This is a genomic window from Pseudofrankia inefficax (genome assembly GCF_000166135.1).
GTDB classification, from domain to species: Bacteria; Actinomycetota; Actinomycetes; order Frankiales; family Frankiaceae; genus Pseudofrankia; species Pseudofrankia inefficax.
In genome coordinates this window covers 5,136,043-5,148,293 of the sequence record NC_014666.1, presented here as the reverse complement: position 1 = coordinate 5,148,293, position 12,251 = coordinate 5,136,043, and the positions used below count along the sequence as shown (strand labels likewise).

Here is a 12,251-nt window from a genome sequence, read left to right as displayed (position 1 = left end):
CGACTGTCCTCAGGTCGGGGCTAGGAGATTCCGAGCTCGTCGTCGATGACGCGGAAGATCTCGTCGTCGGTCGCCGACGCGAGGTCGGCGTCGGCGTCGTCGTCCGCGTCCTGGGCCGCGGCCCATTTCCAGTGCAGCGCGTCGAGCCGGGCGGTGACCGCGGCGCGCTCCGGTGTGTCGGGCAGGGCGTCAAGCGCGGCGTCGAACCGGTCGAGATCGGCCAGCAGGACGGCCGCGGCGGCCACATCCCCCGCGAGCTCGCCGTCGAGGTAGGCGGCGAGCGCCCGCGGAGTCGGATGGTCGAACACGAGCGACGCCGGCAGGGTGAGGCCGCTGGCGGCGCTCACCTCGTTGCGCAGCTGCACGGCGGTCAGCGAGTCGAAGCCGAGGTCGCGGAAGGCGGTGTCCTCGTCGACGTCGTCCGCCGTGACGTGGCCGAGCACGGCCGCGACGTGGGCGCGCACCAGGCGGGCGAGGATGGCGCGGCGGTCATCCGCTGACTCCCCGTCGAGGCGGCGGGCCCACCCGCGCCGGTCGCCGGGCCCGTCCGCGAAGCCGGCCTCGGCCGGACCGCTCTCCCCGGGCGGCCGGGCGGTGGGCACCAGCGCGCGCATGATCGGCGCGAGCAGGCCCGCCCCGGCCTGTCGGCGCAGCGCGGCCAGGCTCAGGTTCGCGGGCATCACGACCGGGAGCGTCGCGCCGGGACCGGAGCCCGCCCTGGCCTCGATCGCGGCGTCGAACATCGCCAGCCCGTCGTCCAGGGCGATAGGGGTCAGCCCGGTCCTGTTGCGCAGCGCCTCGACGGCGCTCGCGCCGTGCTCGCCCAGGGCTGCCGCAGCCTGCTCCCAGACGCCCCAGACCAGGGAGGTCGCCGGCAGCCCGCGGCCGCGGCGATGGTGCGCGAGCGCGTCGAGGAAGGTGTTCGCGCCCGCGTAGTTCGCCTGGCCGGCATGGCCGATCGTGCCGGCCGCCGAGGAGAACAGGACGAACGCGTCGAGGTCGAGCTCGCGGGTCGCCTGGTGCAGGTGCCAGGCGGCGTCGACCTTCGGGCGCAGCACGGCGTCGAGCTGCCGCGCGGTCAGCGCGGTGATCGTGGCGTCGTCGAGGACGCCGGCGGCGTGCACCACCGCGCGGACCGGCGGCTGGGGCGCCACGGTGGCGAGCAGCGCGGCCAGCGCCGCGGGGTCGACGGGGTCGCAGGCGGCGATCCGGACGTCGGCGCCGAGCGCGGTCAGCTCCTCGTGGACCGCCGTGGCCCGCGCGGCCGCCGGCCCGCTCCGGCTCACCAGCAGAAGGTGTCGCACGCCGTGCGCGGTGACGAGGTGGCGGGCGATCAGCGCGCCGAGGGTTCCCGTCCCGCCGGTCACGAGGACGGTGCCGTCCGGGCCGAACGGGCGCCGCGGCGAGCCGGGCCCGGCCGCCGGGTCGCCGTTCGTCTGGTCGCTGTGCGCCGAGCCGGCGGTGTCGTCGGCCGTGCCGGCGGCGCTGTCCGTCCGGACCCGCGCGAGCCGGGGGACCAGCCAGTGCCCGGCGCGCAGCGCGAGCTGCGGCTCGTCGTCGCCACCCGCTCGCAGGGCGGCGGCCAGCGCCGCGCCGGAGGAGAGGCTGTCGTCGAGGTCGACGAGCAGCAGCCGGCCCGGGTGCTCCGCCTGAGCCGCGCGGATCAGGCCCCACAGCGCGGCGCCGGGCAGGTCCTCGACGGCGTCCGCTGGCCCGGCGGCGACGGCACCCCGCGTCACGACCACCAGCCGGCTCCCGGCGAGGCGCTCGTCGCCGAGCCACCCCTGGACAACCTGGAGCACCCGGCGGGCCGTCGCGTGAACGTCACCGGGGAGATCGTCGGCCCCGTGGCCGGGGAACGCGCCCGAGGTGACGACGATGAGCTCCGGTGGGCCGGCGCCGGCGGCCAGCGCGTCCCCCAGCGCGTCGAGGTCCGGGTACGCCCCCGTGGACAGCAGCCCGCGCAGCTCGCCGTCGGCCGGGCCCACCAGGGCCGGCGGGGCGGCGGCGTCTTCGGCGGGGCCGGCCGCCGCCGGCTCGGGCCTCGTGGTCGGCTGCCAGCGGACGTGGTAGAGCTGATCGCTCGGGCGCGGCGCGAACGCGGCCATGTCCCGGGTGACCAGCGACGCGACCTGGGCGATCGGCGCCATCTGCTCGTCGAACAGGCTGACCGTGACCGTGTCCGGCCCGGCGCTCCGGATCCGCACCCGGGCGGACCGCGCCGCGCCGGCCGCCACGGCGACGCCGCTCCAGGCGAACGGCATCCGGCGCGGTGGCGGACCGGCCGTGTCCGGGTCGCGCGTCGCCGCCGCGAGCGGCAGGTGCAGCGCGGCGTCGAGGAGCGCCGGGTGCAGTGCGAAGCCCGTCCCGACCAGGCCCGCCGGCAGCCTGACCTCGCCCCACAGCTCGTCGCCGACGCGCCAGGCGGCCCTCAGCCCCTGGTAGGACGGCCCGTAGTCGTACCCCTGGTCGGCCAGCTCCGCGTAGATGCCGTCGAGCTCGATCGGGACGGCTCCCTCGGGTGGCCACGCGTCGCGGCCGGGCGCCAGCCCGTCGGCCGGGCGCGGCCCGGCGGGCGCGTCGAGCGGAAGGCCGGGGGCGAGCACGGCCACCGCGTGCCGTGTCCACCCGTGCTCGGCGTCCGGTCGGGAGTAGGCGCTCAGGCGCCGCCGGCCCCGGTCGTCGGCCTCGGTGAGCACCAGCTGCAGATCGACCCCGTCGTCCGGCACCGTCAGCGGTACCTGCGGAGTCAGCTCGTCCAGGATCGCGCAGCCCACCTGGCGGCCGACGGACAGCGCCAGGTCGACGAACACCGTCCCGGCGAGCACCGGCGTGCCCAGGACGACGTGCTCGGCCAGCCAGGGCTGCGTCCGGGGCGAGAGCCGTCCGCTGAGCACCCGGCCGGCGCCGGGCGCCAGCCCCGCCCCCGCGCCCTCGGCGTCGGGGCCGGCGTCGCCGCCTCCCGCCACCTGGGTGGCCGGTTCCACCGAGGCCGCGAGCAGGGGGTGGCCGGCGGGCCGCAGCCCGAGCTCCGCCACGTCGGTGACCTGCGCCGGCGTGTCGATCCAGTACCGGCGGTGCTCGAACGGATACCCCGGCAGCCGGACATGGCGCCGGGTGGGCACCGCCGGTCCGTGGCCGTCCCCGGCCGCGGCCGCGTCGCCTGCGCCGTCGGCGGCCCGCGCGGCGCCGTCGCCGCCCAGACCGTCGAAGACGGCCTCCCAGTCCACCGGGACGCCGTGGACGTGGGCCTGGGCGAGCGCCTGGCGGAACTGGGCACCATCGCCGTGCCCGCGCCGCAGGGTACCGAGGGTCACCCCGGTGACCTCGGCGCTGTCCAGCGTGTGCGCGACGCTGCCGGTCAGCACCGGGTGCGGGCTCGACTCCACGAACACCAGATGGCCGTCCCGGACCAGCGCCCGGGTCGCCGACTCGAAGGCGACGGAGGCGCGCAGCGAGCGGTACCAGTAGTCGGCGCCGAGCGCCGTGCCGTCGACCCGGTCGCCGGTCAGCGAGGAGTAGAAGGCGACCTCGCCCCGGCGCGCGCGGATGTCGCCCAGCACGTCGAGCAGCTCGTCGCGGATGGCCTCGACGGCCGGCGTGTGCGAGGCGTAGTCGACGTCGATCCGGCGGGCCCTGACGTCCGAGCGGGCGCAGGCCGCCTCGAGGTCCGCCAGCGCGTCAAGATCTCCGGCGACCACGACCGAGCTCGGGCCGTTGACCGCGGCGACGGCGAGCCGGTCCGGCCAGCGGTCGATCAGCTCCCTCGCCGGGGCCTGGGCGAGCGCGACCGAGGTCATCCCACCGGTGCCGGCCAGCTGGGCGATCGCGGCGCTGCGCAGCGCGACGACCTTGGCCGCGTCGGGCAGCGACAGCGCGCCGGACACACAGGCGGCGGCGATCTCGCCCTGAGAATGGCCGACGACGGCGTCGGGGCGCACCCCGTAGGACTGCCACGTCTGAGCGAGCGCCACCATGACGGCGAACAGCGTCGGCTGGACCACGTCGACCCGGGACAGCGCCGGTGCCCCCGGCACTCCCGCGACGACGTCCAGCAGCGACCAGTCGACGTAGGGGGCGAGCGCCGCGGCGCATTCGTGCAGCTGGTCGCGGAACACCGGCTCGGTGCGCAGCAGCGCCACGGCCATCTCGTCCCACTGCGATCCCTGGCCCGGGAAGACGAAGGCGGTGCGCCCGCCGAGGGCCGAGCCCCGCACCAGCTCGGCCGCCGGCACGTCGTCGGCGCAGGCGCGCAGCCCGTCCAGGAAGCCCGCCCGGTCCCTGGCCAGCACGACGGCCCGGTGGCGGAACAACGAGCGGGTCGACGCCAGCGCGTGCCCGACGTCCAGCGCGGTCACGCCCTCGGTCGCCGTGTCCGGCCAGCCTGGCCCGTCCCAGCCGGCGTCATCCTGAAGGGCGTCGTCCTGAATGGCGTCGCTCAGGCGGGAGGCCATGGTCCGCAGCGCGCCAGGGGTCCGCGCCGACAGCACCCACGGCAGCACGGGCAGGTCCCGCTCCGCGTCGCCCGGGCGTGGCGTGGCCGGGTCCCGGGTGGTGCCGGCCGCCCGCTGCGCGGGGATCGGGCCGCGCCACGAGCGCTGGGCCGGGGCTGGTCCTGGCCCGGCGGCCCCGATCGGCGCCGGCCGCGGCCGGTTCACGTCGTCCGGCGCCTGCTCGAGGACCACGTGCGCGTTCGTGCCGCTGAACCCGAAGGACGACACCGCCGCCCGCCGCGGGCGTCCGGTCCGCGGCCACTCGATGGTGTCCAGCACGGGGCGCACGGCGCCCGCCTCCCAGTCGACGGCCGGCGACGGCTGGTCGACGTGCAGCGTCCGCGGGATGATCCCGTGCCGCAGCGCCAGCACCATCTTGATGATCCCGGCGACCCCGGCGGCGGCCTGGGTGTGCCCGATGTTCGACTTCACCGTCCCGAGCCACAGCGGCGCCGCGCCGGCCGGCCGCTTTCCGTAGGCGGCCAGCAGCGCCTGCGCCTCGATCGGGTCGCCCAGTGGCGTGCCGGTGCCGTGCGCCTCGACCACGTCGATGTCGTGGGGCTCCAGGTCCGCGTCCGCCAGCGCGGCGGCGATCACACGGCGCTGCGACGGCCCGTTCGGCGCGGACAGCTGGCTGGTCGTGCCGTCCTGGTTGACCGCGCTGCCCCGCAGCACCGCGTGCACCTGGTGGCCGTTGGCCTGGGCGTCGGAGAGCCGTTCGAGCAGCAGGACGCCGACGCCCTCGCCCCAGCCGGTGCCGTCGGCGCCGGCGGCGAAGGCCTTGCACCGGCCGTCCGCGGACACGCCACGCTGACGGCTGAAGCCGACGAACACCTGCGGTGTCGCCATCACGGTGACCCCGCCGGCCAGCGCCAGGGTGCACTCGCCGTTGCGCAGCGCCCGGGCGGCGAGATGGACCGCGACCAGCGACGACGAGCAGGCGGTGTCGACGGTGATCGCCGGTCCCTGGAGACCGAAGGTGTACGACAGCCGGCCCGAGGCGACGCTGGCCGCGCTTCCCTGGCCGACGAATCCCTCGAACTCCGGCGGCGGCGGCTGCAGGCGGGCCCCGTAGTCGTTGTACATGATCCCCATGAACACGCCGGTGGGGGTGGCGCGGAGGTGTTCGGGGGGTATGTGGGCGTGTTCGAGGGTGTGCCAGGTGGTTTCGAGGAGGAGGCGTTGTTGGGGGTCCATGGCTTGGGCTTCGCGGGGGGAGAGGTTGAAGAAGGTGGGGTCGAACTGGTCGGCGTCGTGGAGGAAGCCGCCGTGGGTGGTGGTGGTGGTGTGGGGGTGGTCGGGGTCGGGGTGGTAGAGGTGGTGGGTGTTCCAGCCGCGGTTGGTGGGGAAGGGGGTGATGGCGTCGGTGCCGGTGTTCAGGAGGTTCCAGAGTTGTTCGGGGGTGTTGGTGTTGCCGGGGTAGCGGCAGCCGATGCCGATGATGGCGATGGGTTCGTGGTGGGTGTTGTGGGTGTCGCGGAGTTGTTGGCGGGCTTGGTAGAGATCGGCCGTGACCCGCTTCAGATAGCCGCGGAGCTTCTCCTCGTTTGTCACGGACTCGCACCCCCACCGACGTCAGGACCGGTCGGAGGAGACGCTAGGAACGCGGTCTAAGCCGAGGCTTCTCTCGCTCTAAAGCGGTTGTGGCGCGATTCGGGGCGAGCTGACGCTGGACATGGGTCTTTGTGCCCGGAAGCGGGAAATGAGGGGCCGAGATTCGGCGTCGTCAGTGCGCGGCGGGTGGCCGGTCGGCTCCGGTGCTCGGACCTGGCGCGGGTTCGCGGTGATCGGGGTAAGATCAAGGGCGGTCCGGCTGTCGCGCGCACCCGCAGCCGGCTTCCGGGCGTGTCGGGGTGCCGCGGCCCACGGCGCGTCGGCGCGCGCTCATGCGGGGATCGGACGGCAGCCGTGACGAGTTCCAAGCCGGCGGTCGAGCCGGCGGCCAGCGAACCGGGACGACGGACCCGCCCGGACGCCCGCCGCAACCGGCTGCGGGTCCTCGCGGCCGCGGAGTCGGTCTTCTCCGCGCGCGGAACGTCGGTCTCCACCGAGGAGGTCGCCCGCTCGGCGGGCGTCGGCGTCGGGACAGTCTTCCGGCACTTCCCGACCAAGGAGGCCCTGCTCGAGGCGGTGTTCGTCGCCCGGATGCGGCGCTTCGCCGAGGAGGCCCAGGAGCTGGTGACGGCCGCCGACCCGGGGGACGCGTTCTTCACCTTCCTGCACCGGGTCGTCGACGTGGCGGCCACCAAGGCCACCTACGCCGACGCGCTCGCCACCCTCGGGACGGCAGAGCCGGCCGGCGCGGCGCAGGACACCCTGACCGAGGGCCGCGACGAGCTGCCGCGGGCGCTCGGCGCGCTGCTGGCCCGGGCGCAGCAGGCGAGCGCCGTCCGGGAGGACGTCACCGTCGCGGAGGTGAGCGCCCTGCTGTTCGGTGCCTGCCGGATCGCCGAGCAGGCGGCGTGGCGCCCCGACGCGTTGTCGCACACCCTCGACGTCGTCTTCGACGGCCTCAGGCCGGCGGGCCGCCTGTCGCGAGCGCCGAGCTGACGGCCGGCCCGGCCCAGGCCGGCCAGTAGTCGCGCAGCAGCAGGATCTCGCCGGACCGCACCTGGTAGACCTGCACGTAGGGCACCATGAAGCGCGCTCCGGTGCTGACGACCTCCGAGTGCACCTCGGCCTCGACGACGATCACCTCGGGGTCGGTCGTCTCGTGCACGACGAGCGTCGAGCCCTCCTCGTCGACCCGCAGCCCGGCCGGCGAGATGTTGCCGCCGACCACCCGGCGGATCTGCTCGCGCCCCTCCACCCGCCGGGGCGAGCCCGGCGGCGCGAAGGGGAACTCCAGCACGCCGTCGACGGCGAACAGGCCGACCTGAGTGGCCCGGTCGCCGGACAGCCCGGCCCGGACATAGCGGTCGAAGACGGCGTGTGGACTGTCCAGCGCGGGCGAGGGGGACTGCGCGGTCACCTGAGCGTCCTTCCGGTGGGCCGAGAACCGGACGGGATGGGTGCCGGACGCGCCGGCGCTCGCTCGCGCTCGACACCCTGCTCCCAGCACCTGCCCTACGTGGTTACGTGTTTACTCTACGACCTCGGCGAACTTGACGAGTGACGCCTCGAGGTCGGCCTGGCCGGACTGGGTGAGGCGCTTGCCCGCCATCCGCACCATGGCGCCGGTGAACTCGTTGGCGATGGTGACCTGGGTCCCGCCGTCGACGGCCTCCACCTCGTACCGCATCTTGACGGTGACGTTCATCGGCCCCTGTCCCTTGAACTCCAACAGGTTCGGCGCCTCGACCTTCACGATGGTCCAGCGGACCTCCGAGGGCATGCCCATGTTGGAGATCTTCTGGGTGAATTTCATCGACGGCTCGAGAACGGCCGGGGGAGCCTCGGGGAATGCCAGGTGGGAGGTGTTCCAGTCCGGCATTCTGGAGAGGTCGGTCAGCGTGGTCCACACCTTGTCGACCGGGGCCGCGTAGACCTTCGTCGCGGAAATAGACGCCATTTCTCGTCCTCGCTTTCGCTGGCTGGCAACGACGTGCGCGCAGTCTGCAGAGCCTCGGTTGGCCGCCTATGCTCATCCTTGGACCGCTCTAAATCCGCAGGTGGTGGCCGTCGGTCTCCGCAGGTCGAATCCGGCGCCGGGACGGCTTTGGCCGGGCTTCACCCGGGCTTCAGCCTCCGCCACGACTCTCGGCCCGTGTCTACGGGACCCGGCGGTGGGAGCGCGGTGACGCGGTGGCGCTGCGTCCTGTCGGTGCTGCATCGCCTCGCCGTGGAGTTCGGCCGGACCGGCTGGATTCTGATGGGCGGCACGCCGGTCGGGCTGCTCAGGACCGGGACCGAGGCCCGTCCAGAGACTGTGGCCCGTCCAGAGACTGTGGGCCGTCCCGAGGGAGCCGACGGGGACCCGGCGCCGCCCCCACCCCGACCGCGCCCTCCGGCGGGATTCCGCCCGTCGGGACGGGTCTCGCTCTCGGCCGGTCACCCCGAGCGCGCCGGCTCCGAGCGGCCGACGACCTGGGCCGAGTTCCTGCTGTGGCAACAACTGCGCGATGTCGACTGGGCGCGGGCGCTGGAGGCCGCAGAGACCGAGACGAGCGGCGCGCCGCCGGGCGACGCCGGCGCGGACCCCGAGCCCGAGACCGAGGGGTGGAAGGACCCGCCCGGCGACGCGGCCTAGGACGGCGCACGGACGCCCCAACGCCCTGATCCGGAACGCCCCTGATCCGGAACTCCCTGATCGTGGAAGGACCTCCAGATGCTGCCCTTTCCTACGGTGTGCGTGATCGGGCTCGGTGTGACGGGCGCCGCCCTCGCCGCGCGAATCGCCCGCACCGGTCGCCAGGTCATCGCGGTCGAGCCCGACGCCGCCGCGCTCGACCGGGGCAGGCGACGCGTCGAAACCGTTCTCGCGGAGCTCACCAGGTCCGACGAGTGGGGCGAGGCCGAGTTCCCGCCGGTGCGCTACAGCGCCGACGCCGACGCCTGCGCGCCGGCCGACCTGGTCATCGAGGCCGTTCCCGAGCGTCTCGACCTCAAGATCGAGGTGCTGCGGCGCGCCCACGCGGTCTGCCGCCCGGACGCGGTGTTCGCCTCCACCGCGTCCGCGTTCCCGATCGCGGTGATCGCGTCGCGGGCGGGACGCATGACCCGGACGATCGGACTGCACCCGTGCCACGACGGGGTCGCCGCCGCGGGAGGCTCGGCGGTGGAGATCCTGGAGACGCCGGTCACCGACCTGGCGGTCCGAGGCGACGTCGGTTTGCTCGTCGCCGACCTCGGGCTGGCCGGCGTGGCGACGGTCGACCATCACGGGGCGCTCGGCGCCTGCCTGCTGCTTCCCTACCTCAACGACGCGGTGGCGCTGTACGAGCAGGGATACGCCTCCCGAGACGACATCGACGCGGCCATGCGGCTGGGCTGCGGCCTACCGACGGGCCCGCTGGCCCACGTCGACGCCCTCGGCGTGGACGTCGTGCTCGACGGCCTGTCGGCGCTGGCCGAACGGTTCGGTGACCGGCGTTACGAGCCCGCCGGGCTGCTGTCGCGGATGGCCACGGCCGGTCTGCTGGGACGCAGGAGCGGCCGCGGCTTCTACCGCTATTCCCCGGACGGCGCCTATTCCCCGGACGGTGCCGGCCCCGTCGACGCGCGACCGAACACGGCGGCGCCGCGGCCCGGAGCGGACGCCGGGCGACCGGTGGCGACGGTCGGCATCGTCGGGTCGGGCACCATGGCCGGCGGCATCGCCGAGGTCGCGGTGCGCGCCGGCCTCCCCACGACGCTGGTCGCCCGCAGCGCGATCCGTGCCAAGGAGGCCGTGGCCGTGGTCGAGGCGTCGCTGGAGCGGGCGGTGGTGCGGGGCCGGCTCACCCGCGACGACGTGCGGGCGGCGACCGGGCGGCTGACCGCCACCGCCGACGTCGCCGCGCTGGCCGAGTGCGACCTCGTCGTCGAGGCGGTCGCCGAGGATCTCGACGTGAAGCGCGGCGTGTTCGCCACGATCGACAAGGTGACCCGTCCCGGCACCGTGCTCGCGACCTCCACGTCCAGCCTCTCGGTGCTGGGGTGCGCCACCGCCACCAGCCGGCCGCAGGACGTCGTCGGCATGCACTTCTTCAACCCGGCGCCGGCGATGCGGCTCGTCGAGGTCAGCCGTAGCGTCCTCACCTCGGACGAGGCCCACGCGACGGCGCTGGCGGCGGCCTCGGCGCTCGGCAAGCACGCGGTCAGCTGTCCCGACCGCACCGGGTTCATCGTCAACGCGCTGCTCTTTCCCTACCTGAACCAGGCGGCCTCCATGATCGCGCGGCGGTACGTCAGCCCGGACCAGGTCGACACGGTCATGGCGGCCGGCTACGGGTTTCCGATGGGACCGTTCCAGCTGCTCGACGTCGTCGGCCTCGACATCTCGCACGCGATCCTGGAGCGGCTGCACGAGACCTTCGGCGGGCCCGAGCTCGTGCCCGCCGCGCACCTGACGGAGCTGGTCGCCGCCGGCTGTCTCGGGCGCAAGACCGGCCGGGGGTACCGGGTACACGAGAGGCGGGATCTCGCTACGGCCGGTCCGGCGAGGTGACGAGAACGGCGGTCGCGACGTAGGCCTGCCCGTCCGCGTCGAGGGTGTTCCAGATGCCGGTGAAACGGCTGACCGCCGCGCCCGCGACGACCGGCCCGGGAACCTGTAGGTCACCGACGAAGGTGCGTCGGTCCGGGTCGACGCGGATGACGCACTCGTCGAAGTCGAGCCAGCGGCCGGTCAGCGGGAACCAGGCCTTGAAGACGCTTTCCTTCGCGCTGAACAGCAGCCGGTCCCAGCAGACACCGGGATGGCTCGCGGCCAGCCCGGCCAGGTGGCGACGTTCCTCGGGCCGGGTGACCGTCTCGGCCACGCCGGCGGGAAGCGGGCCGCCGGGCTCGGCGTCGATCCCGAGCGACGAGACCGCGGAGGCGCGGACGACCGCCGCCGCCCGGTAGCCGTCACAGTGCGTCATGCTTCCCACGATGCCGGCCGGCCACCGAGGCGCCCGGCTGGCCCAGCCAGGCCCGGCACCGGACGGCAGTATCGGTGCCGGCGCGATCCCGAACGTGGCGAGCGCCGCCCGTGCGCAGGCGCGCACGGCGGCGAACTCGCGCCGTCGCCGTTCGACGGCCTGGCTGACGATCGCGGCCTCCTCGGGAAACAGCTCGGGCGGATCCTCGTCCCCGAAGGACTCCACGAGAGCGACCTGCGGCGGGAGCCGGCCGGCGAGCAGGCCGGCTCCCGCGGATCGGGCCGTCATACGCGCTGCACCCGCTGGCCGGTCAGCTGCTCGCCGAGCAGGATGGTGCGGTGCAGCTCCTGCAGCGCCCGGCACGGCTGCACGCCGAGCTCGGTGTCCAGGGCCCGCTGCGCCGCCTGGAAGACGGCGAGCGCGTCGGCCTGGCGGTCGGACCGGTAGAGAGCGAGCATGAGCTGCCAGTAGAACGACTCCCGCAGCGGGTGCTGGGAGATCAGCTGGTAAAGCGGGCCGACGACCTGCCGGTGCTGGCCGAGCGCCAGCAGCGCCTCGAGATGCAGCTCCAGGCACTCGTGCCGGGCTTCCTCCGCCCAGGCGGCGAACCCGCGGACGATCGGCCCGTCGCCCACGACGTCGCCGAAGACGGGGCCACGCCACAGCGACAGCGCCGCGCTGAGCTCCCGCTCGGCCGCGTGCGCCTCGGCCCGGTCGAGGAAGTGGCGGCCGAGCCCGACGAACCGCTGGAAGTCCTGGACGTCGATCTCGTCGCCCCCCTGCACCAGCAGGTAGCCCGGTGCTCGCGTGACGATCCCGGCACCGGAATTCCTGGAGCTGACCAGGAGTTTTCGCAGTTGCGAGACGTAGACATGCAGCGCCGCCTTCGCTCGCCGCGGTGGATCCTCGTCCCAGAGTTCCGCGATGAGCTGCCCGACACTCACCACTTCGTTTGCGCGTGCAACGAGAACGGCGAGTAGAAGCTCAATTTTACGTGCGTTCGCAAGGAATTCGCGGTCGTGGCTGACTACCCTGATTGGCCCTAGCACCTGGTAGCGCATCAATACCCCCAGGGGCTCGTAGTGGAGCTGTGGCCTGCGCATTCGACACACAGCCGACCGACCTTGACGCTGCAAGGCGGGAGAAACGGTGCGTATAACAAAGGCGACCGATGTCCGGAGCCTACGACGGTTGGGGGTCGGGTTGCCACGGGTTGTCACAGATGTCTGGACTATATGTCCAGTTTGTTCCAGGT

At 74.3% G+C, this 12,251-nt stretch carries 8 protein-coding genes; 3 read left to right on the top strand and 5 right to left on the bottom strand.

Translation table 11 applies throughout. From position 1 onward, the window contains the following. Window positions 1-20: 20 nt before the first annotated feature. Window positions 21-6,047, bottom strand: coding sequence for a type I polyketide synthase (locus FRAEUI1C_RS21065; protein WP_013425362.1), 6,027 nt, complete (start codon window positions 6,045-6,047; stop codon window positions 21-23). Between the two features lie 354 nt (window positions 6,048-6,401). Here FRAEUI1C_RS21065 and FRAEUI1C_RS21060 point away from each other — a divergent pair, with 354 nt between their 5' ends. Continuing rightward, window positions 6,402-7,043 carry a TetR/AcrR family transcriptional regulator gene (locus tag FRAEUI1C_RS21060; RefSeq protein ID WP_013425361.1) on the top strand — a complete coding sequence of 214 codons (642 nt, stop codon included), beginning with the start codon at window positions 6,402-6,404 and terminating at the stop codon, window positions 7,041-7,043. Here the strand turns inward: FRAEUI1C_RS21060 and FRAEUI1C_RS21055 are convergent. Further along, entirely contained in the window at window positions 7,006-7,464 is a 459-nt protein-coding gene (locus tag FRAEUI1C_RS21055; RefSeq protein ID WP_013425360.1) for a nuclear transport factor 2 family protein, read from the bottom strand. The two genes, FRAEUI1C_RS21060 and FRAEUI1C_RS21055, sit on opposite strands and share 38 nt — an antisense overlap. Before the next feature lie 111 nt (window positions 7,465-7,575). Further along, entirely contained in the window at window positions 7,576-8,004 is a 429-nt protein-coding gene (locus FRAEUI1C_RS21050; protein ID WP_013425359.1) for a type II toxin-antitoxin system Rv0910 family toxin, read from the bottom strand. Between the two features lie 195 nt (window positions 8,005-8,199). On the opposite strand from FRAEUI1C_RS21050, the gene FRAEUI1C_RS21045 reads away from it, so the two are divergent. Together FRAEUI1C_RS21045 and FRAEUI1C_RS21040 are read left to right on the top strand one after the other, a co-directional pair. Next, window positions 8,200-8,682, top strand: a complete 483-nt coding sequence (locus tag FRAEUI1C_RS21045) for a hypothetical protein (RefSeq protein ID WP_157734999.1) — start codon at window positions 8,200-8,202, stop codon at window positions 8,680-8,682. Window positions 8,683-8,760: 78 nt separating this feature from the next. Further along, window positions 8,761-10,581 (top strand): 3-hydroxyacyl-CoA dehydrogenase family protein, encoded by a 1,821-nt coding sequence (locus FRAEUI1C_RS21040; RefSeq protein WP_013425357.1) that lies wholly within the window; start codon window positions 8,761-8,763, stop codon window positions 10,579-10,581. On the opposite strand, the gene FRAEUI1C_RS21035 is transcribed toward FRAEUI1C_RS21040, so the two are convergent. Next, complete coding sequence (locus tag FRAEUI1C_RS21035; protein WP_013425356.1) at window positions 10,559-11,284, bottom strand: 4'-phosphopantetheinyl transferase family protein; 726 nt, start codon at window positions 11,282-11,284, stop codon at window positions 10,559-10,561. The genes FRAEUI1C_RS21040 and FRAEUI1C_RS21035 overlap by 23 nt on opposite strands. After that, window positions 11,281-12,057: an AfsR/SARP family transcriptional regulator gene (locus FRAEUI1C_RS21030; protein ID WP_013425355.1), complete on the bottom strand. Its 777-nt coding sequence runs from the start codon at window positions 12,055-12,057 to the stop codon at window positions 11,281-11,283. The genes FRAEUI1C_RS21035 and FRAEUI1C_RS21030 overlap by 4 nt, the downstream gene beginning before the upstream one ends. Window positions 12,058-12,251: the final 194 nt, after the last annotated feature.

Excerpts from the sequence above, each read along its gene's own strand:
- FRAEUI1C_RS21030 (WP_013425355.1), bottom strand. The coding sequence starts at position 12,057 with ATGCGCTACCAGGTGCTAGGGCCAATCAGGGTAGTCAGCCACGACCGC.
- FRAEUI1C_RS21035 (WP_013425356.1), bottom strand. The coding sequence starts at position 11,284 with ATGACGGCCCGATCCGCGGGAGCCGGCCTGCTCGCCGGCCGGCTCCCG.
- FRAEUI1C_RS21040 (WP_013425357.1), top strand. The coding sequence starts at position 8,761 with ATGCTGCCCTTTCCTACGGTGTGCGTGATCGGGCTCGGTGTGACGGGC.
- FRAEUI1C_RS21050 (WP_013425359.1), bottom strand. The coding sequence starts at position 8,004 with ATGGCGTCTATTTCCGCGACGAAGGTCTACGCGGCCCCGGTCGACAAG.